Source organism: Bacillus sp. 95MFCvi2.1 (genome assembly GCF_000374965.1).
GTDB lineage: Bacteria > Bacillota > Bacilli > Bacillales > Bacillaceae_G > Bacillus_A > Bacillus_A pseudomycoides.
In genome coordinates, this window is the sequence record NZ_KB895691.1 from 138145 (window position 1) to 156416 (window position 18272).

An 18272-nucleotide genomic window follows, 5' to 3' on the forward strand; every position below is an offset into this window, starting at 1 on the left:
GAGGTATCAAGATGGCCCAAAATAAATTAAAAGATGATTACATAAATAAAGTGAAAAATTATCATCCAAAGCCAAATTATGTGATGAATTGTGTAAAAGCTTTTGTTGTAGGTGGACTGATTTGTACAGTAGGTGAATGCTTGATGAAATTTTATATGTATTATTTTCACTTTAATGAGCAAAATGCGGGAAATCCTACGATAGCAACACTTGTATTATTATCAGCCATATTAACTGGATTTGGTGTATATGATAAAATCGGTCAATTCGGAGGGGCTGGTTCAGCAGTTCCTGTTACTGGATTTGCAAATTCAATGGCAAGTGCGGCAATGGAGCACCGTAGTGAGGGAATTGTACTCGGAGTTGCTACAAATATGTTTAAGCTTGCTGGAAGTGTAATTGTATTTGGAGTTGTTGGAGCATACATTGTTGGTCTAATTCGATATACGTTTAAACTTTGGTTGTCTTAAAGGAGACTAGATATGAGATTGACAGGGAAGCAAACATGGGTATTTCAAAATAATATATTTGTGAATGCAACAGGTACTGCTGTCGGTCCAAAAGAAGCGGAAGGTCCTCTTGGAAAGTGTTTTGATATTTCATATGATGATTTGCATTGTGAGGAAGAAAATTGGGAGCTTGCTGAAAGAAGATTGATGAATGATTCAATTCAGCAGGTCATACAAAAGGGGGATATAAAGCCTTCGCAAATTGATTTTTTTTTAGCGGGAGATTTATTAAACCAAACCGTTACAGCAAATTATGTGGCGAGGGAGCTTGGGATTCCTTTTTTAGGAATGTTCAGCGCTTGTGCAACATCAATGGAGACACTAGCGATTGGATCGGCCTTTATTGATGGAGGCTTTGCTAATCGTGTGATAGCTACGGTTAGTAGTCATAATGCAACTGCAGAACGGCAGTTTCGTTATCCGACAGAATACGGGGGGCAAAGACCTGGTTCAGCAACTTCAACTGTTACAGGGGCAGGGACGGCTTTAATTAGTAAAGAACAGAGCAATATTAAAATAACGGCTGCAACCATTGGAAAAGTGCAAGATTTAGGAATTACAGATCCTTTTGATATGGGATCAGCAATGGCACCTGCTGCTGCCCATACGATTCAACAGCACTTTGAAGATTTAGGGAGAAGTGCAGCTGATTATGATCTTATCGTTACAGGGGATTTATCAGGTGTTGGGGCACCAATTACGAAGCAACTTTTACTTGAGGAAGGGTATGACTTAGGAAATGTATATAATGACTGCGGATTAATGATTTATAACAAAGATCAAGAAGAGGTTTTTGCAGGTGGAAGCGGTTGTGCCTGTTCGGCAGTTGTAACATACGGTCATTTACTACAAGAAATGAAAAAAGGAAACTTACAGCGTATTTTTGTAGTTGCAACAGGAGCATTGTTAAGCCCGATTATGATACAACAAAAAGAAACGATTCCGACAATTGCACACGGCGTTGTATTTGAAAGGATAAAAGGGGTGTGAATTGTGGATTTTGTATACGCGTTCATCGTTGGGGGAGCTATCTGTGTAGTAGGACAGCTTTTATTGGATTTTGCTAAATTAACTCCTGCACATTTGATGGCAACTTTTGTAGTAATTGGAGCGGTTTTAGATAGCTTTGGACTATATGATAAGCTCATAAAATTTGCAGGTGCTGGAGCAACTGTTCCGATAACGAGCTTTGGACATTCCCTTTTGCATGGAGCACTAGAGGCGGCTGAAAAACATGGTTACTTAGGAATTGGAATGGGTATGTTTAGTTTGACTTCTTCAGGTATTTCAGCATCGATATTATTTGCATTTTTTGTAGCACTTATATGTAAACCGAAAGGATAAATCAAATGAGACGAAGGGTTATTTTGGTGACAGATGGAGATGAATATGCAAAGCGAGCAATTGAGCTGTTAACAAAGGAGTTTGGCGGAAGGTGTATTTCAGCATCGCAAAGTAATCCGACGAAATTGACAGGGAAAAAGATTGTGGAGCTAATTATGCAAACGCCATATGACCCTGTATTTGTCATGTTTGATGATAGTGGATTTATAGGAGAAGGTTCAGGTGAAAAAGCGTTAAAATATGTGGCAATGCATAAACAAATTGATGTTCTTGGCATTTTAGCTGTTGCATCTAATACACATCATTGGGAGTGGGCGCGTGTAGATGTCAGCGTAGATCGAGAAGGCAGATTAACAGAATACGGTGTTGATAAATTTGGACTTCCTGATGGTGAAATTGGGAGAATTAATGGGGATACGATTTATTGTTTAGATGCATTAAATGTGCCTGTAATTGTTGGAATTGGTGATATAGGGAAAATGTGTGGAAATGATGAGTGGGAGCGAGGATCACCAATTACCAAAAAAGCAATTCAATTAATTTTAGAAAGAAGTGGGTTTTATGACGAAACAGAAGAAAGTTAATATTCCGATTTCTTGCTTCTTGAGTGATAATGAAAATTATTTAAAACAAACAGTTGGGCTTGGCGTCACATTTGATGTCGGGATTCGTAAGTTTCAAATTCTTGATAAAGAAATCGGTGTATTATTTGTAAATGGATTGTGTGATACAAATTACCTCATTCACATTTTGGAAGAAGCAGTAGATACAAATGAAATAAGAGATGTTGAAGAAGATACAGTTAAGCTTTTAGAAAATCGCCTTATCCATCAACAAGTAAGTAAAGTAAAAACGATGGATGAGGTAATGCTACAAGTATTATCGGGACTTGTTATTATCTTTGTGGAAGGTGAAACAGAGGCCTTTGCAATCGATGTTCGTAGTTATCCAGGACGAACACCAACAGAACCAGATACAGAAAAAGTAGTGCGCGGGGCAAGAGATGGTTTTGTAGAAAATATCATTGTAAATACAGGGCTAATAAGAAGGCGTATTCGCGATCCGCGCCTTCGAAACGAAATTATCCGGGTTGGGGATCGGTCACAAACGGATATTTGTATTACCTATGTTCAGGACGTTGCGAATCCAGATTTGGTAAAAATCATTAAGCAAGAACTAGAAAGTATTGAAGTAGATGGAATTACAATGGCTGACAAAACGATTGAAGAATTTTTAGTGAAGCAGGGTTATAATCCTTTCCCGCTTATTCGTTATACAGAAAGACCAGATGTAGCGGCAAATCATTTATTAGAAGGGCATGTATTAGTTATTGTTGATACATCTCCAAGTGTAATGATTACACCAACAACTTATTTTCATCATGTGCAGCACGCAGAAGAGTTTAGACAAAACCCGGCAGTTGGTACATTTTTACGATGGGTTCGTTTTGTAGGTATTATATTTTCTGTGTTTTTATTGCCGTTTTGGCTCGTTTTTGTGTTCGATCCAACGTTGTTACCAGAGAAGCTTGCTTTCATTGGACCAAATAAAATGACCCATCTCCCTATTATATTACAAATAATTATGGCCGATATTGGACTTGAGTTTTTGCGAATGGCATCGATTCATACACCAACTCCTTTATCATCAGCTACCGGCTTAATTTCAGCGATTTTAATTGGGCAAATTGCAATTGACGTTGGGTTATTTGTTCCAGAAGTTATTTTATATACAGCGGTTTCAATGATTGGAATATATGCAACACCAAGTTATGAATTAGGACTTGGAAACAAACTTGGAAAATTATTTGTCATTATTTTAACTGGTTTGTTCCATGAGATAGGATTTATAATTGGCATGACGATGTTAATTTTATTTTTAACGTCTATCAAAAGTTTACAAACACCATATTTATGGCCGTTTTTGCCATTTGACTGGGGGGCATTAAAAACAATATTATTACGCCCAGCCATGTCTAGTTTAAAAGTACGCCCAAGCATTGTACATCCACAAAATATACGTAGACAAAAATAAGCAGGAATCAATCTTCCTGCTTATTTTTTATTAGAAATTTATCGTATTTTAACAAAATCACAACATTTTTTTCGTACACTTAGAGTAGACATTGTGTATGAAAGGGGAAGAGGGCATGATTAAATTATTTGTAAGTGATTTAGATGATACACTTTTTTATAATGTAAGCAATATTCATAAGGAAGATGAAAAAGCACTTTGTTGGTTAGCGGAAAAAGGGACAAATATTTGCTTTGCTTCTGGTCGTTTTACGCATCGAATTCATGATGCAGTTAGGCAATTCTCATTTCCATATTACACGACAGGATTAAATGGTGCTACGATGCTATTACCAAACGGACAAATATTCCATGAATCGAAATTCAATGATGGAGTTGCCCAGGAAATATATCGATATATACATGAAAAAAGGCTAGCTGATATTGTGTGTGCAAAAGAGCAGAGATATACGAAAAAGAAAAATGAACATCATTATGTTTTTGAAGAATATATGGGTGTGCATATTGCTGAAATAGAAACATTAGAGGAGGAATTTGGTAAAACAATCCATCCTGCAAAGTTGTTTGTGTATGGAGAAGCAGAAAAGATTGTGACATTGGATCAAGAGCTAAGAGACACTTTTCATGAGCACGCTGAAATTTTTATTTCTGGAAAAGGATATGTAGATATTATGCCAATGGGGGTTAGTAAAGGAAGTGCTTTAAAACGTTTGATGGAGCATTTGAAAATTGAAGCGCATGAAGTAGCATGTATTGGTGATTCTTTTAATGACATTTCTATGTTTGAAGTAACACCGCATTCTTTTACTCTTCATCATGCACATCCATATGTGAAGGAAAAGGCATGTCATGTTGTTCGTTCTGTAGAGGAAGCGATTATGAAATTACCGTTGCTTATATAATAGATAAATCCATTTTGATTTTTCACATATAAGTTGCTATGAAAAACAAAAGGTGACCTGCACTCGTTTTCTCTCTTTGTTTTCACTTGGTATGGGGCAGGAAGAGGATCTGACCGCTTCTATGCACGGCCAGATGCTCTCTTCCACCTAAAAAGAAAGATTTTATGTCGGTTTTTTAATTTGGATTTATATAATAAAAAGCTCGTCAATGACGAGCTTTTTATTACTTAAATAATGATTTAATAAAATCAATGATACTAGAGAAGAAATCTTTTACTTTATCTAGGAAGCCTTGTCCTTCTTCAGATCCTAAAAATGCTGAAACATGTTCTTTCGCTTTATTTAATTGGCTACCAACTTGGTTCCAGTCAATATTTAAATTTTTCATTTTATCAAATAATGAAACTAAGCTATCTAATTGCTCATCTGTTAGTGTAATACCAAGTTGATCAGCAATTTTTTTAATTAGCGCACGTAAATCTTCTGTTGTTTTTGGCTGTTCTTTAGCAATTTCTTCTTTTACTTTCGCAACAAGTTGAACAGCTTTTTCGTCACCAATTTTGTCACCAAGTTTCGCTGTTTGTACCATTTCTTCGTTGGCTACTTTTTTTACTTCTTCAGGAATTTCTTTTTTCGATGTTGTTTCGTAAGCCTTCATTAATCCTGTTAAAGCAGCTGTTCCTGATACTTTAAATGGTGCTGTGATTTGGATCTCTGCATCTTTAACACCTGCTGTGATGAGTGCGTTTGTATACATTGCATCTGTTACCCAATTAATGTTTTTCGCTCGCACAATAAGACCTGATCCTGGTTTTGTATACGTAATTATAGAAGAGGAAATAGCTCTCGTACCAATTTGTGCTTTTGGAACAATACCCTCTAAAAATTTATGTTCTTCCGCATTAGATACAGTAATAATTTGCGCATCTTTTGGCGCTTTCATTTCTTTTAAAAGATCTTGTTTTTGTTGTTCAGATAAATTTTCTCCTAATGTAACGATTGATTCTCCCTCAATCACGTCTGCAAATGAAGCTGTTGGGATCATAAACACCGTAACAGCTAGTAGCAAAGCTAATAGTTTCGTTTTCACGAAAAATCGCTCCCTTTCTCTTTCTGAAATTTGCGGGCAACACAGTAATTATAGTATATTTTTAAAATTTGTCATCCGTCTTCTTGCTGATTTTAAAAAAGAAGTATACAGATTGTCGGATTCTTTTTGTTTCTGAGCACGAATATGGTAATATAGTGCTGAGATAGTTGAAAGGAGACATATACGTATGAAAACTTTAGGATACATATTAATGGAGAATGGTGAAAAAATTGAATTAGAATTTTTCCCAGAAGAAGCACCGAAAACAGTTGAAAATTTCAAAAAATTAGCAGATCAAGGGTTCTATAATGGTGTTACATTCCACCGCGTTATTCCTGGTTTCGTAAGCCAAGGTGGAGACCCAACAGGAACAGGTGCAGGCGGTCCTGGTTACTCTATTCCATGTGAAACTGAAGGGAATCCGCATAGACATGTAGTTGGATCACTTTCTATGGCACATGCTGGCCGTAATACAGGTGGTAGCCAATTCTTCATCGTTCATGAGCCACAACCACATTTAGATGGTGTACATACTGTATTTGGTAAAGCGACAAGCGGTATTGAAACAGTATTAAACATGCGTCAAGGCGATGTAATGAAAGAAGTTAAAGTTTGGGAAGAATAAATTGAAGAGAGCAAAGTGCTCTCTTTTTATTTTTTTACTGTTAAATAATCATCATTCAAAAGCTTTATATGATATTAAGAGAAGATTGAAAACATGTAAGTATAAAATTTTGCTTTGTTCCATATTTGTAGTGGCAATCGGAGAAAAAATTTAAATTAAGAAAAGTTGTAGTCTATAAACAGGAATTTGTGGGCAATATGCAGTAAATGATAAGAGAGAGTAAATGATAAAGTTATTATAGCTAACTAAATTGTTAGCGATAGAACTATTTTTGTAAAAATACATAGGATACAGTAAAGTTTTATTTCGTTATTCGTGGTTTATAAGTTTTGTAGTTCAATGCGTTATGCGAGAAGCTAAAAAGTTAGATGGAGTTTATTCATTAGCTTGAGAAAAGTAAATTCTCAATGAGAGAATTTCTTTTATTACTATACATTTGACTTTCCTACATTCTCTTTGTATGATTATCAAGTTGTTTTGGCAGCCCTTCTCACTATAGTGAAAATATTGTAAAATGGAGATGATATAGCAATAGTGGTAGAGGGGATACATGGTTTGTAACTTTTGTAAGAAGGGATAAGGTTTATGTTAATTCGTTTTAAAAAAAGTTATGAAAAGATTGCAATGGGGCTTCTTTCGTTTATGCCGACTGAAAAAGATGTTAAAATTTTACAATTGACAATGAAAGAATATGATAAAAATGATAGTTGGCAACTATATTTGTGGAAACAAAATGATGATTTTGTTGGGATAGTTGGAGTTATCAACGAAGAAAATGTATTACAGATTCAACATCTTAGTGTGAATCCATCTCATCGTCACATGGGGATTGGTACAAAGATGGTACAAGAATTAAAAAATAAGTTTCAAGGTATTACAATTTGTGGAAACGAACAAACAGCTAGTTTTTTTGAAAAGTGTAAGGGAATTGAACAAAATATACATTCATAAAAGCAGAGATGGAATTTGTGTCATCTCTGCTTTCTTTTTTTTAGTTGCTCGTTTCGTTCGGCAATTACATCATTTCTGTCACGCAATTTGTGTTTATGGATAATGTATTCAGTAGGTAGTGAATGAGCATCTTTCCAAGGAATCATTTTTTCTGTACATAATTGTAAGCATGTGTTTTCTAAAGAGGAATCTGAAAAAGGAAAAAATATAGGTGCAAAAGGTTCTTTTGATTGAATGGACTGTAATTGTTTTTGTAATATAGTTAAAAGTTTTGGGTAATCAAGACCTAATCTGTGTACTTGTATACTTTCCTTTTTTAAAATAGCAATGGCGCTTTTCATCATTCGCATTGAACCATTCCAATTTGAGCGTCTGTGATGGTATAAAGCAACTGCTATTTGAATAAAACCAACCCAGTAGTTTTCTCGCTCTCCTCGTGGTTTCAATTTCCAATATTCTTCTAGTACTTCGTGACATTCAAAGTAATCATAATCTCCATGAAAATGAATTAAAAATTGTATGTATGCTGTAGGATACATCCTTTTCGCTCCTGTCTAAACGGTCTTACGTACAGTTTATCATAAAGTGAAACTATGATGTGATCAATGGAGTTTTCTTTATCTACACTGATTATCAGCCCTCACCAATCGGGCTTTTACGGGCAACCCGCCCCATACCTTACTTCTTTACTTTTGCTGAATTTTAAGGTGAGATCTTACTGCACGCGAATAGCGGGATAAATAATAAACGACTAGAGAATCTCTAGCCGTTTATTATATTCTGCATTAGCAGAAGCAAGCCGCGCCTACAATGATTAATAAGATAAAGAGCACAACAAGTAAAGCGAAACCGCCGTTAAAACCACAATCAATATGGCCCATAGTTTTTTACCTCCTACATTGAACTTACTACACTTTTATCATATGAAGAGGTGGGCATTGTTGCATGGGCAGGTGTCTATTTTCAACTAAATTTCTGAAAAAGGTTGGATAGAACATAAGTATGCTCTATACTTATGTTGTTATAGAAAAAATGTGGTGGGATGCTTTGTGCAATATAATTTTAAAGTAGAGGCTTTTGAAGGGCCTTTAGATCTATTGTTACATTTAATTCATCGCTATGAAATTGATATATATAATATTCCTGTAGCGGAAATTACAGAGCAGTATTTATCTTATATTCATACGATGAAAGACTTGCAACTGGATGTTGCAAGTGAGTATTTGGTGATGGCTGCAACGCTATTGCAAATTAAAAGTAAAATGCTGTTACCGAAACAAGAGGAAGATGTACCTGATAATGGTGAAGACTTTATAGATGATCCCCGTCAAGAGTTGATGGAGCGGTTAATTGAATATAAAAAATATAAGCAAGTTGCTGCTGAATTAAAAGAGAGAGAACAAGAAAGAGCACAACTTTATACACGTTCACCAATCGATTTTACATCATTTCAGCAAGAAGAGGAGACAAGTTTACCTCTCGATATAACACTGTATGATATGTTAGCAGCATTTCAAAAACTTATGCGTCGTAAAAAATCAAAACGTCCAGTAACAACGCGAATTGCTCGTCAAGAAATACCGATTGAACAACGTATGAGTGATATTTTACAGCAATTAGAAACAGCGGAAGGACGCCAAAGTTTTTATGATTTATTCGTTGATGAAGAGCGCGAAGTAATGGTTGTAACGTTTTTAGCCATACTCGAACTTATGAAAAACCAACAAATTATTATTGAGCAAGAACACAATTTTGATGAAATCTTTTTGACTCGCTCTAAAGTTTAGTAAAACTCCCATTTCAAAATTGTGAGGAAAACTAGCAGTAAGTATTTGATTAGTCAAAACGAATGATCAGTGGAAATAATCCCCGCTGATCATGGTTTCGCATAATTTTGTTTGGAACGATAAAAGGAATGTTGGACCGGTCGCAATATACTGTGATTCGGTTTTTATTGTGGATATTTTTGTATGGAAAGATATGAGAAAGGAGATTGTATGTTGGATAGAAAAGAACAGATGGCAATTGTTGAGGGGCTTTTATTTGTTGCGGGTGATGAAGGAGTCTATCCGGAACAAATTGCAAAAGTACTTGAAATTGAAGTGAAAGATGTAATTCAGATTATCGAGGAAATGCAAAGGGAATGTGAAGGTGTACAGCGAGGGTTGCAAATTGTACAATTTGCAAAAGTATATCGCTTTGCCACAAAAAAAGAACATGCGCCTTATTATCAAAAATTAATGGATACACCAACAGCAGCGTCTCTTTCCCAGGCTGCTCTTGAAACATTGGCGATTGTTGCTTATCGCCAGCCAATTACAAGAACGGAAATGGAAGAAATTCGTGGTGTGAAAACAGATCGAGCACTGCAAACATTGGTATCGCACTTACTTATAAAAGAAACGGGCCGGGCAGAAGGACCAGGGCGCCCTATTTTATATGGTACTACGAAAGAGTTCTTAGATACGTTTGGACTTCAAACATTAGATGATTTACCAACCCTTTCTGAAGAAAATGAACAAATGAATGAAGCTGACTTATTCTTTGGATCCTTGCAGGAATTGTCAAAATCGTAGCTTAGCGCATTGCTAAGCTTTTTTGTATATGAAATACGACTCGTGCCATACTAAATGAAAAAAGGAGACGAATTATGAAAGTTGTACGGATTATTCTATTGCTAGTTTCTGTTTTAATATGTTTTTCATTAAACAGCACATCTGTCAAAAGATATATGACGTCTGTTCATACTGTGTCCTCTTTTTCCAAGCAACGTCCACATTTAGGAAGAATGAAAGTGAGTTTTTTTAAGGTAGGACAAGGTGATGCCACACTTATTATTTTACCTAATGGTCAAACAATGTTAATCGATGGAGGACCTTATGAGGCTGGAGAGGTAATTATTCAGAAATTAATTGAAAAAGGAATTAACCATTTAGATGTTGTGGTAGGGACGCATCCAGATATGGATCATATAGGAGGGCTTATACCGATTATAGAACAAATGCCAGTTTCACTTGTATTAGATAGCGGCAAAACCTATAGTTCTTTTACATATCATACGTATAGGAACGATATTAAAAAGAGGGGAATTCCATTTGTTCGTGTAAAACAAGGACAGCATATACCGTTAGATCCCCAAGTTTCAATTCAAGTATTAAATAATGGGAAGTCAAAGGATGAAAATAATGAATCATCAATTGTTTTAAAAGTTCGATATGGTAAAGCTGATTTTTTGCTAATGGGAGATGCGGATATACAAACTGAAAAGAAAATAATAAAGCAATATGATGTACATGCTGATGTTTTAAAGGTAGGTCACCACGGTTCATATACGTCAACTAGTGAACAATTTTTAGAGGAGGCAAACCCTCAATTTGCTATTCTTTCTTATGATAAAAAAAATCCATATGGGCATCCACATCAAAGTGTAGTAAACAGGTTAAAGAGATATGGTGTCATGACATATACAACGGATAAACGAACGGTAGAAATTGAAACGGATGGAGACCATATTGCTATATGGTCAAATACGCCGCTTCCATTGTTAAAGTAAAGAAGTAGTTAAAACTGTATAATAGAATGCTAAGTAGGAAAATGGAAACAAGGAATTGGTATTTGTTTTCATAAAAGATGCATTGTCTCCTTTTGGAAAAAAAGAATAATATATATTATAATTAAAGAAGATAAATTTCCTTTTTTACTAAGAGAAGAGGAAATTTCATTTGAATGTATAGACAACTACTCGTGTATATATTAAGATGGGGTTAGGCAAATAGGTAATAATAACAAGTAGGTATTTCATGGGAAAGGATCGATGAAAATGAAAACGCAAGTTGTCATCAATGCCAAAATTTATACAGGTCACGAAGTAATGGGAAGTGGATTTATTCGTTACGCAGAAAAAATTGAAGAAATTGGTTTGATGGCTCAATATGTATCACAAGAAAATGAAACGGTTTTTGACGCAGAAGGAAAAATTGTGATTCCAGGTATGATCGATGTTCATATTCATGGTGGATACGATATTGATGCGATGGATGCGAATAGCGATGGGTTAGTAACTCTTGGTAAAGAAATGTTAAAAGAAGGGGTTACAACTTATTTCCCAACAACAATGACGCAAGCTCCAGAAGCAATTGAAGCGGCTTTAAGTGCTGCAAAAGAAGCGAAAGAAAAAGGAGCGCATTTTGAATATATTCATTTAGAAGGACCATATGTTTCAAAAAAACGTGCAGGGGCGCAACCTCTTGAACATATCGTTCCGGCGAATATTGAACAATTTAAACAATGGCAAGAAGCAAGTGGCAATCTAATTAAATTAGTAACGTATGCACCAGAAGAAGAAGGCGCAGTAGAATTTGAAAATTATCTTGCTGAAACGAGTGTTGTTGGTACAATGGGCCATACAGATGCAGTTGATGCACAATTGAAAAGTAGAAACATTACACATGCTACACACTTATACAATCAAATGCGCGGTTTACATCACCGTGAACCAGGTGTTGTCGGTCACGTGTTATTGAACCCAAATGTAATGGTTGAAGTGATTACAGATGGTATTCACATTCACCCAGATATGGTGAAATTAGCATATAAATTAAAAGGTCCTAAAAAAGTAAGTGTCATTACTGATGCGATGCGTGCAAAAGGTTTAGAAGATGGATTGTATGAGCTTGGTGGACAGCCTGTACATGTGAAAAATGGCAGCGCTCGTTTAGAAGACGGAACGTTAGCGGGTAGTATCTTGAAAATGGACCAAGCATTCCGAAATGTAATTGAATTTACAGGATGCTCGATTGAGGACGCTGTACTTATGACATCAGTTAACCAAGCAGAAGAGTTTGGATTAACGAATAAAGGGGCATTAACAGTAGGAAAAGATGCGGACTTTGTTGTCATGACGGAAGATCTACATGTATATGATACGGTTCGATTAGGAATTCATATGAAGGAAGGGAAGTAAATAGATGAATATTCTTGTTGTAAAAACGCCAGAAGAATTAGCAGAAGCAGGTTGTAAATTAATTGAAGAAGTTGTAAAATCAAAGGAAAATCCAACGTTAGGAATGGCTACAGGAAGCTCTCCACTTGGTATTTATGCAGAAATGCGAAAAAATAAACTTGATACAAGCCGTGTAACCACTGTAAACTTAGATGAGTACGTAAATTTACCACACGAAGATAAAAACAGCTATCATTATTTTATGCAAGAACAGTTGTTTAATCATCTTCCCTTTAAAGAAACTTATGTACCAAACGGGATGGCAAGTGATTTAGAAGAAGAGTGCAAGCGTTATGAAGGCATTCTAGCAGCTAACCCAGTTGATCTACAGATTCTTGGAATCGGTGAAAATGGTCACATCGGATTTAACGAACCAGGAACATCTTTTGATTCTCCAACTAACATTGTTGAATTAACAGAGTCTACACGCCAAGCAAACCTTCGTTTCTTTGAAAAAGAAGAAGATGTACCAACTCATGCAATTACAATGGGGATTGGAAGCATCATGAAAGCGAAACAAATTCTACTTGTTGCTATGGGACCGAAAAAAGCAGAAGCAATCAGAGAATTATTGCAAGGTGAGTATAGCGAAGCGTGTCCTGCTACAGTGCTGCAACGTCATCCGAATGTAACCGTAATCGCAGATCCAGAAGCTCTATCTTTATGCAGTGAGGCGATTGCTGATGAACATCGACAAGTATTCACCATTTCCGATCTATTATCAGATTCAAGAGTGGGTGAAACAGCTAATTGAGGACGGTGAATGGACGCCGGGAGATAAAATTCCATCTGAGAATGAACTTTGTGATAAGTTCGAAGTAAGTCGCATGACGATCAGACAGGCAATTAATAATTTAGTGGAACAAGGGTATTTATATCGAAAGCGTGGAATTGGAACGTTTGTTCAGCTTCCAAAAGTGGAGCAAAAACTGCAAGGGATGACGGGATTTACAGAGGATATGCTTTCCCGTGGTATGAAACCGAGCAGTCAGTTATTAAGCTTCCGCCTAGTTTCAGCTACTGCTAAAATAGCAGACCGGCTTAGAATTCAAGAGGGGGAATCGGTGTATGAAGTGAGGCGTATCCGCTTAGCCGATGACGAACCGATTGCTTTTGAGACGACATATTTGTCGCCAACTCTTGTAAAAGATATTAACGAAGAAATTTTGCAACAATCCTTATACGAACATTTAGAGAAAAAGTTAGGCTTTAAACTTGTTCGTGCTACCCAAGCAATTGAAGCTTCAATTGCAACGGATGATGAAGCGGAACATCTGCATATACCTAAAAAAGCACCTGTGCTTGTAATGAGACAATGGTCATATGCAGAAGGTGAATTACCGTTAGAATATGTGAAATGTATTTATCGTGGTGATCGTTATAAGTTCATTACGAGTATTTCACGAAACAAGTAGTGTATTTTATTTTGTGAAATACATTAAACTTTCAATTCATTGGGTATGTAGAGAAACAAAAATACGACTCATCCTTACAGGGAATGAGTCGTATTTTCGTTTTGTTTTGAGTTGTAAGTTACCACGTGTTCTACAGCGTCTTTTACAGAGTCTACGACATAATGTGCATGTTCTTTCACTGCATCGTCAGCTTGTGACATGGCAAAGCTATGAGATGTTAAATTGAACATAGGAATATCATTGTAAGAATCACCGATACAAGCAATTTCTTCAGGTTCTATTTGGAACTCTTGTAATAAAATAGAGATTGCTGATCCTTTGCTAATATTTGGTGGCATGACATCTAAGCATTGTTCAGCGGAGATAAAGGTACTGACTTTGCCGCTAAATTTCTCATTGATTTTTTTCTGAAGTACTTGTAAGTCTTTTTTTGTGCCTCCAACAGAAATTTTATTAGGAAAAATTGTATCATCAATTTTTTGTAATAAGTTTGGTTCTTCAACAGAAGTCATTGTAACTTGTTTCTCAAGTTCATGAATAAATGGTGTTTTTTCCTCAATGTAATAATTATATTCATCACTTACATAACGAAAATACGGTTCTTCTTTCGTCATCGCTAACAAATCTGGCAAAATGCTCGAATCAAATGTTGCAGACAATAATTGTTTATTCTCATGGGTATATACGAATACACCATTTACGCTAATGCGATGGAAGTTGGTACCAACCTCTTTCATTAAACCAGCGATTTCATTATCAAGCCTACCGGAGGCGAAACAAAGAATCACATTTTGTTCTGCAAGATTGCGAAGAGCTGTAACATCTTGCTCATCAATCATGCCGCCATGTTGCATCATTGTGCCGTCAATATCGCTTACAAACATTTTAATCATGTTGCATTCTCCTTTCTATGTACATTTGCTCTTACATTATACGCATCTCGTGCAATCATGTCTAAAAAATGAATTTTTCTAAAATGGTAGATGTTTTGCATTGACGAAAAAGAAGGATGTTCTGTAACATAAAAGTAGGCTATTTAAGTACGAGGGTGGTGTTATATGAATAGTTATCTAGAAATTAAAAAAGTTTTAAATAATAATGTAATCATTGCGAGTCATCAGGAACACGAGGAAGTAGTAGTGATTGGCAAGGGAATTGGATTTGGAAAGAAAACGAAAGATGTATTAAAGGCGGAGCAAATTGAAAAAATGTTTGTTTTAAAAAATGAACGTGACCGTGAACAATATAAGCTTTTAGTGCCACATGTGAGCGAAAGGTTAATTGAACTGATGAACGATATTATGATGTATATTCAAGAAAAGGCGCAGTCACCATTAAACGAGCATATTCATATTGCCTTAACCGATCATATTTCTTTTGCAATTAAAAGACTGAAACAGGGCTTTAAAATAGATAATCCTTTTTTAGTTGAAACAAAAATGCTGTATCCAGAAGAGTACAAAATTGCTGAAGGAGTTGTACAACTTTTAAATTCCCGTTTGCAAATTACATTGCCAGAAGGGGAAATTGGCTTTATTGCACTTCATATTTATAGTTCACTCACAAATTCTGATGTATCTGCTGTTAATCAAAACTCCCGTCTTATTGCAAAGCTTGTTTCATTAATTGAAACAAATCTACACCTTACATTAGATCCAGAAAGTATTCATTATTTACGCCTTATTCGTCATTTACAATATGCAATTGAACGAGTGAAAAAGGGAGAGAAGGTAGAAGAAGCACAAGGGTTTGCTGAGTTATTAAAAGCAGAGTATCCAGTTTGTTATAATCTAGCTTGGAAGCTTGTGAAGGTGATGCAGAAAGAATTACAGCTCCCTGTATATGAAGCGGAGAGTATTTATTTAACGATGCATTTGCAAAGATTAGTAAAAGCAGAACATGTGTAAAAGACATATATTTTTGTCTAAAATGAAAACGTTAAAAAAAATGATTGAATCGCTTACAATTGTTTTGTATAATAAGTCATGCAAAGTTATACAAAATTCGACAAACAAGTTAAGGCAAACAACGAAAACGTTTGCTCTAAAGTAGTGAACTTATACGTAAACCTATTTTTGACACGTGTTACTGATTCGATCAGGCATGAGTGGAGAAAAGTCAGGAATGTAAGCTAGAGAAAGGGACATACTACCCTTTGTATAGCTATCGTTCTATCTTTTTTTCCTCATGCCTTTTTGGCGTTTGTCGAAAAGCACAATATAGATAAGAGAGGAAGGGTTTTCATGTTTAAGAATATCTTTGGTGTTCTTCAAAAAGTCGGAAAAGCGCTTATGCTTCCAGTAGCAATTTTACCGGCTGCAGGTATTTTACTTGGATTTGGTAATGCATTTCAAAATCCACAGTTAACAAATCTAGTTCCTGCTTTAAAGGCAGATTGGTTTGTTCTAGTTGCAAAAATTATGGAACAATCTGGTGATATTATTTTCGCAAACCTTGCATTATTATTCGCAGTAGGGGTTGCCATCGGATTAGCAGGTGGAGACGGAGTAGCTGGGTTAGCAGCCTTCGTTGGATACTTAATTATGAACAAAACGATGAGCGTATTCTTAGGAGTAGAAAAATTTGTTACAATTGTAAGTGACAAAGTTCCAGTTAAAACTGGTTTTACAGATCAAGCGTATGCAAATGTATTAGGTATTCCGACACTTCAAACGGGAGTGTTTGGGGGTATTCTTGTCGGGATATTAGCAGCATATTGCTATAATAAATACTTCAATATTGAATTACCATCATACTTAGGATTCTTTGCAGGTAAGCGTTTCGTACCGATCGCAACAGCAACATTTTCTTTACTTTTAGGGATTGTAATGTGCTTTATTTGGCCGACAATTCAAGGTGGTTTGAATGCATTCTCACATCAAATGATCGATGCGAATAAAACGTTAGCGGCATTTGTGTTTGGTTTAATTGAGCGTTCTTTAATTCCATTTGGATTACATCATATTTTCTATGCACCATTCTGGTTTGAGTTTGGTCAATATACAAGTGCGGCGGGTGACATTATCCACGGTGACCAAAAGATCTTTATGGCACAATTAAAAGATGGTGTTGAGTTAACAGCTGGTACATTTACAACAGGTAAATATCCGTTCATGATGTTCGGTCTTCCAGCAGCAGCTTTAGCAATGTATCATGAAGCACGTCCAGAAAATAAAAAATTAGCAGCTGGTATTTTAGGATCTGCTGCGTTAACATCTTTCCTAACAGGTATTACAGAACCACTTGAATTTTCATTCTTATTCGTAGCACCAGTATTGTTCGGAATACATGCTATATTTGCTGGTTTATCGTTTATGACAATGCACATTTTAGGTGTTAAAATTGGGATGACATTCTCTGGTGGTTTAATTGACTTTATGCTATTTGGTGTCTTACCAGGCCGTACAGCATGGTGGTGGGTAATTGTTGTTGGTCTTGCACTTGCAGTAATTTACTACTTCGGATTCCGCTTTGCAATCCGCAAATGGGATCTAAAAACACCTGGTCGTGAAGTAACAACAGATACTGATGGCGCAGGGAAAACAGAAGCAGGTGAACTTCCACGTGAAGTATTAGTAGCGCTTGGTGGTAAAGAGAATATTGCTTCTTTAGATGCTTGTATTACACGTTTACGTGTTCAAGTTAACGAACAAAAAAATGTAAACAAAGATCGTTTGAAAGAACTTGGGGCAGCGGGAGTGCTTGAAGTAGGAAATAACATTCAAGCTATTTTTGGACCAAAATCTGACACATTAAAATCACAAATTCATGATATTATGTCGGGTCGTACACCTCATGTTGAAAAAGAAAAACCTGTAAAAGTAGAAGAAACTGTACAAAAAGCGGATACAAATGAAACAATTGTATCTCCGATTGAAGGTAAAATTCTACCGATTACAGAAGTTCCTGATCAAGTATTTTCAGGGAAAATGATGGGGGATGGATTCGCAATTGAGCCAGCAGAAGGAACAGTCGTTTCTCCAGTTGACGGTGAGATTGTCAATGTCTTCCCAACAAAACATGCAATTGGTATTCAATCTGAAGGTGGAAAAGAAATTTTAATTCACTTCGGTATTGATACTGTAAAATTAAATGGTGAAGGTTTTGAAGCACTTGTCACGCAAGGTGATAAAGTGAAACAAGGACAACCATTATTGAAAGTAGATATCGCATTTGTAAAAGAAAATGCACCATCTATTATTACACCAATTATTTTTACGAATTTAGGGCAAGGACAACAAGTTGAATTGAAAAAAGAAGGCAATGTCAAGAAAGGCGAAGCCGATATTATTGACATTCAGTAAGAAATTGACGCAAAATGTCTATAATTATAATGGGCGATGTGGTTGACCGAACATCGCCTATTATATACAATAGATGATGTAGTACTCACGTCTATAC

The 18272-nt window shown here is 35.9% G+C and carries 20 protein-coding genes; 16 read left to right on the plus strand and 4 right to left on the minus strand.

Annotation, left to right across the window (positions count from 1 at the left end):
• The first annotated feature begins 11 nt into the window (after positions 1 to 11).
• The 6 genes from spoVAC (at position 12) to C568_RS0103870 (ending at position 4788) form a co-directional block, all read left to right on the plus strand.
• The gene (gene spoVAC / locus C568_RS0103845; protein ID WP_016116157.1) at positions 12 to 470 is read left to right on the plus strand and encodes a stage V sporulation protein AC; all 459 of its coding nucleotides are present in this window, start codon (positions 12 to 14) and stop codon (positions 468 to 470) included.
• A 12-nt stretch (positions 471 to 482) separates the two neighbouring features.
• The gene (gene spoVAD / locus C568_RS0103850) at positions 483 to 1499 is read left to right on the plus strand and encodes a stage V sporulation protein AD (protein WP_006095867.1); all 1017 of its coding nucleotides are present in this window, start codon (positions 483 to 485) and stop codon (positions 1497 to 1499) included.
• 3 nt (positions 1500 to 1502) lie between these two features.
• Entirely contained in the window at positions 1503 to 1853 is a 351-nt protein-coding gene (gene spoVAE / locus C568_RS0103855; protein WP_003200018.1) for a stage V sporulation protein AE, read from the plus strand.
• Positions 1854 to 1858: 5 nt separating this feature from the next.
• Positions 1859 to 2437, plus strand: a complete 579-nt coding sequence (locus tag C568_RS0103860) for a stage V sporulation protein AE (RefSeq protein ID WP_026008598.1) — start codon at positions 1859 to 1861, stop codon at positions 2435 to 2437.
• Positions 2415 to 3887, plus strand: a complete 1473-nt coding sequence (locus C568_RS0103865; protein WP_018780838.1) for a spore germination protein — start codon at positions 2415 to 2417, stop codon at positions 3885 to 3887. The genes C568_RS0103860 and C568_RS0103865 overlap by 23 nt, the downstream gene beginning before the upstream one ends.
• Positions 3888 to 3984: 97 nt before the next feature.
• Positions 3985 to 4788 (plus strand): Cof-type HAD-IIB family hydrolase, encoded by an 804-nt coding sequence (locus C568_RS0103870; RefSeq protein WP_016116154.1) that lies wholly within the window; start codon positions 3985 to 3987, stop codon positions 4786 to 4788.
• Between the two features lie 223 nt (positions 4789 to 5011).
• Here the strand turns inward: C568_RS0103870 and C568_RS0103875 are convergent, their stop codons facing one another.
• Positions 5012 to 5878, minus strand: coding sequence for a DUF1002 domain-containing protein (locus C568_RS0103875; RefSeq protein WP_006095863.1), 867 nt, complete (start codon positions 5876 to 5878; stop codon positions 5012 to 5014).
• Positions 5879 to 6065: 187 nt separating this feature from the next.
• On the opposite strand from C568_RS0103875, the gene C568_RS0103880 reads away from it, so the two are divergent.
• Both C568_RS0103880 and C568_RS0103885 read left to right on the plus strand, forming a co-directional pair.
• Positions 6066 to 6503, plus strand: coding sequence for a peptidylprolyl isomerase (locus C568_RS0103880; RefSeq protein ID WP_003208377.1), 438 nt, complete (start codon positions 6066 to 6068; stop codon positions 6501 to 6503).
• A 585-nt stretch (positions 6504 to 7088) separates the two neighbouring features.
• Positions 7089 to 7454 (plus strand): GNAT family N-acetyltransferase, encoded by a 366-nt coding sequence (locus tag C568_RS0103885; RefSeq protein ID WP_006095861.1) that lies wholly within the window; start codon positions 7089 to 7091, stop codon positions 7452 to 7454.
• A 20-nt stretch (positions 7455 to 7474) separates the two neighbouring features.
• Here the strand turns inward: C568_RS0103885 and C568_RS0103890 are convergent, their stop codons facing one another.
• Both C568_RS0103890 and C568_RS32575 read right to left on the minus strand, forming a co-directional pair.
• Positions 7475 to 7993 (minus strand): DUF309 domain-containing protein, encoded by a 519-nt coding sequence (locus C568_RS0103890; protein ID WP_003199975.1) that lies wholly within the window; start codon positions 7991 to 7993, stop codon positions 7475 to 7477.
• A gap of 246 nt (positions 7994 to 8239) precedes the next feature.
• Positions 8240 to 8335 (minus strand): YjcZ family sporulation protein, encoded by a 96-nt coding sequence (locus C568_RS32575; protein ID WP_018766085.1) that lies wholly within the window; start codon positions 8333 to 8335, stop codon positions 8240 to 8242.
• Between the two features lie 168 nt (positions 8336 to 8503).
• Between C568_RS32575 and C568_RS0103900 the strand changes: the two genes are divergently transcribed.
• The 6 genes from C568_RS0103900 to phnF all read left to right on the plus strand — a co-directional run bounded on the left by C568_RS0103900 (position 8504) and on the right by phnF (position 13871).
• Positions 8504 to 9241 (plus strand): segregation/condensation protein A, encoded by a 738-nt coding sequence (locus C568_RS0103900; RefSeq protein ID WP_003199977.1) that lies wholly within the window; start codon positions 8504 to 8506, stop codon positions 9239 to 9241.
• A gap of 213 nt (positions 9242 to 9454) precedes the next feature.
• Complete coding sequence (scpB, locus tag C568_RS0103905) at positions 9455 to 10030, plus strand: SMC-Scp complex subunit ScpB (RefSeq protein ID WP_018766084.1); 576 nt, start codon at positions 9455 to 9457, stop codon at positions 10028 to 10030.
• A gap of 74 nt (positions 10031 to 10104) precedes the next feature.
• The gene (locus tag C568_RS0103910) at positions 10105 to 11007 is read left to right on the plus strand and encodes a ComEC/Rec2 family competence protein (RefSeq protein WP_018766083.1); all 903 of its coding nucleotides are present in this window, start codon (positions 10105 to 10107) and stop codon (positions 11005 to 11007) included.
• A gap of 267 nt (positions 11008 to 11274) precedes the next feature.
• Positions 11275 to 12417: an N-acetylglucosamine-6-phosphate deacetylase gene (nagA, locus tag C568_RS0103915; protein ID WP_029426877.1), complete on the plus strand. Its 1143-nt coding sequence runs from the start codon at positions 11275 to 11277 to the stop codon at positions 12415 to 12417.
• A 4-nt stretch (positions 12418 to 12421) separates the two neighbouring features.
• Positions 12422 to 13210 carry a glucosamine-6-phosphate deaminase gene (nagB, locus tag C568_RS0103920; protein ID WP_006095860.1) on the plus strand — a complete coding sequence of 263 codons (789 nt, stop codon included), beginning with the start codon at positions 12422 to 12424 and terminating at the stop codon, positions 13208 to 13210.
• Positions 13140 to 13871 (plus strand): phosphonate metabolism transcriptional regulator PhnF, encoded by a 732-nt coding sequence (gene phnF / locus C568_RS0103925; protein WP_077293862.1) that lies wholly within the window; start codon positions 13140 to 13142, stop codon positions 13869 to 13871. Before nagB ends, phnF begins: the two co-directional genes overlap by 71 nt.
• A gap of 74 nt (positions 13872 to 13945) precedes the next feature.
• On the opposite strand, the gene C568_RS0103930 is transcribed toward phnF, so the two are convergent.
• A complete protein-coding gene (locus C568_RS0103930) occupies positions 13946 to 14764 on the minus strand; it encodes a Cof-type HAD-IIB family hydrolase (protein WP_018780841.1) in 819 nt (272 codons plus the stop codon).
• Between the two features lie 165 nt (positions 14765 to 14929).
• Here C568_RS0103930 and glcT point away from each other — a divergent pair, with 165 nt between their 5' ends.
• Both glcT and ptsG read left to right on the plus strand, forming a co-directional pair.
• Positions 14930 to 15778, plus strand: a complete 849-nt coding sequence (glcT, locus tag C568_RS0103935; RefSeq protein ID WP_018780842.1) for a glucose PTS transporter transcription antiterminator GlcT — start codon at positions 14930 to 14932, stop codon at positions 15776 to 15778.
• Between the two features lie 336 nt (positions 15779 to 16114).
• On the plus strand, positions 16115 to 18175 hold the full coding sequence (gene ptsG / locus C568_RS0103940; protein ID WP_006095858.1) for a glucose-specific PTS transporter subunit IIBC: 2061 nt from the start codon (positions 16115 to 16117) through the stop codon (positions 18173 to 18175).
• Positions 18176 to 18272 lie beyond the last annotated feature (97 nt).